3 protein-coding genes are annotated in these 2,301 nt (G+C 74.0%); all 3 read left to right on the top strand.

Annotation, left to right across the window (positions count from 1 at the left end; all coding sequences use genetic code 11):
* A partial coding sequence (locus tag SACHA_RS19600; RefSeq protein ID WP_039737499.1) for an FAD-binding protein occupies window positions 1–313 on the top strand: 313 nt, incomplete at its 5' end.
* On the top strand, window positions 306–1,655 hold the full coding sequence (locus SACHA_RS0100795) for an FAD-dependent oxidoreductase (protein WP_019806418.1): 1,350 nt from the start codon (window positions 306–308) through the stop codon (window positions 1,653–1,655). The genes SACHA_RS19600 and SACHA_RS0100795, both read left to right, overlap by 8 nt.
* Before the next feature lie 154 nt (window positions 1,656–1,809).
* The gene (locus SACHA_RS0100790) at window positions 1,810–2,130 is read left to right on the top strand and encodes a ferredoxin family protein (protein WP_232211783.1); all 321 of its coding nucleotides are present in this window, start codon (window positions 1,810–1,812) and stop codon (window positions 2,128–2,130) included.
* Window positions 2,131–2,301: the final 171 nt, after the last annotated feature.

Genomic DNA, 2,301 nt, shown 5'->3' with positions numbered 1-2,301 from the left:
CGAACTCGGCGCGGTCGCGGCCGCGCTGGGTGCGTCGGTGGGGGCGACCCGCATCGTCACCGACGCGGGCTGGGCACCCTACGAACGGCAGATCGGCACCACGGGCGTGGTCGTCGACCCGGACCTCTACGTCGCGTTCGGCGTGTCCGGCGCGGCCCAGCACACCGGCGGACTGGGGGCGCCGCGGCACGTCGTGTCGGTGAACACCGACGCCAGTTCCCCGATGACGGCCCTGGCCGACCTCGGCCTCGTCACCGACGCACGGGAGCTGCTGACCGAACTGGCCCGTCGACTGGAGGCCGGAGATGCGTGACCGGGCGGGACCGGCGGGCGCGGCGGTGACCGTGCCCGAACCGGCGCGGTACGACTTCGACGTGCTCGTGGTCGGGGCGGGCCCCGCGGGGTCGGCGGCGGCCCTGGAGGTGGCCCGCGCCGGGTACTCGGTGGCGCTGCTGGAACGGGGGCCGTTCGCCGGGTCGAAGAACGTCTACGGCGGGGTGGTCTACGGGCGGGTGCTGGACGAGCTGATCCCCGACTGGCCCGCGCGGATGCCGGTGCAGCGCTGGGTCACCCGGCGCCAGACGATGGTGCTGGACGGCGAGCGCAGCTTCACCGTGGACTTCCGCAGCCAGAACTGGGGCCGCGAGCCGTACAACGGTGCGACCACGCACCGCGCCGAGTTCGACCACTGGCTCGCCGGGCGGGCCGAGGCCGCGGGCGCCACGCTGGTCCCCTCCACCGTCGTCACCGCGCTGCTGCGCACCGGTACCGGCCGGGTCGTGGGCGTGCGCACCGACCGCCCCGACGGCGATCTGACGGCGCGGGTGGTGATCGCCTGCGACGGGGTGAACTCCTTCCTCGCCGGGCAGGCGGGCCTGCACACGGGTGTGCAGGCCGCGCACACCACGCTCGGGGTGAAGGAGACGCTGGCGCTGCCGAGGGACACGATCGAGGAGCGCTTCGGGGTGCGCGGCAGCGACGGCGTCGACATCGAGATCCTCGGCGGGACCGGCGAGATCCCGGGCGGGGCGTTCGTCTACACCAACCGGGAGACGGTGGCCGTCGGGCTCGTCCTCGGCTTGGAGGGGCTGTCCGCGGCGGGCCGTCGTCCGGAGGACCTGCTGACCGAGCTGAAGAACCACCCGTCCGTGCGGCCGCTGGTGCGGGGCGGCGAGGTGGTCGAGTACTCCGCGCACCTCATCCCCGAGGGCGGCTACCGCAGCATGCCCACGCTCGTCGGCGACGGGATCCTCGTCGCGGGGGACGCGGCCGCGATGTGCCTGGCGGCGGGGATCTGGCTGGAGGGGGTGAACTTCGCCCTCGGCTCCGGGATGTACGCGGGCCGGGCCGCCGCCGAGGCGGTGCGCACCGGCGACTCCGGCACGCTCGCGCGGTACCGGACGCTGCTGGAGGACTCGTTCGTGCTGGGCGATCACCGCAAACTGCGGGACGCACCCGGGCTGGTGCTGTCCGACCGGATGCAGCGGCGCTACCCCGGCCTGATCTGTGACCTGGCCGAGGGGATGTTCACCGTGGACAACCCACGTCCGAAGCCCGGTCTGCGCCGGTTGCTGCGCCGCGCGCTCCGCCGCCACCGCCTCCGCCGACGCGACCTCGCCCGCGACACCCTCACCGCCCTCCGCACCTTCGGCTGAACCCACCCCCGAGGAGGTCCGCGATGCCCCGACAGCCCCGTTGTTGTGCCGTGAAGGGCACTTTCCCTGCGTCACACGCAGCGAGGGGCACATTCACTGCATCACACGCAGGGAATGTGCCCTTCACGGCAACCCCGGTGACCGGGGACGGGCGGTGAGCGGCGTGAGCGGCGGCGGGTTCGCCGAGGTGGGGTTCGACGAGCGGATGGGGCGGGTCGAGTTCCGGGTGGCCGACGAGCCGCACATCGTGGTGGACACCGACGTGTGCCACACCTGTCCGACGAAGGCGTGCGTGCACGCCTGTCCGGCGGATCTGTTCGTGCCCACCTCCGACGGCGGCATCCTGTTCAACTACGAGCAGTGCTTCGAGTGCGGCACCTGTTACCTCGTCTGCGACGGGGGTACGCCCGAGCGGCCCGCGATCCGGTGGAGCTACCCGGACGGCGGGCAGGGGGTGGTGTTCCGGCATGGCTGAGGCGATCGGGCACGCCCCACCGCTGGTCGTGGTGGCCCTGCACCGGGTGGACGCGCACGCCCGCGTCGACCCGCTCACCGGGCGGGTGGACACCGACCCCCGGGCCGCCGCCCCGGGCGCGGCCGACGAGGTCGCGCTGGAACACGGCCTGCGGATCGCCGGGACGCTGGG

Origin of the sequence: Saccharomonospora halophila 8 (genome assembly GCF_000383775.1) — a bacterium.
Classification (GTDB): Bacteria; Actinomycetota; Actinomycetes; order Mycobacteriales; family Pseudonocardiaceae; genus Saccharomonospora; species Saccharomonospora halophila.
Note: the sequence above shows the minus strand (reverse complement) of the source record. Positions and strands in the feature narration are given on the sequence as shown.

What these genes read in the sequence shown, in the direction of transcription:
- SACHA_RS0100795 (WP_019806418.1), top strand. Translation starts at nt 306, where the DNA reads ATGCGTGACCGGGCGGGACCGGCGGGCGCGGCGGTGACCGTGCCCGAA.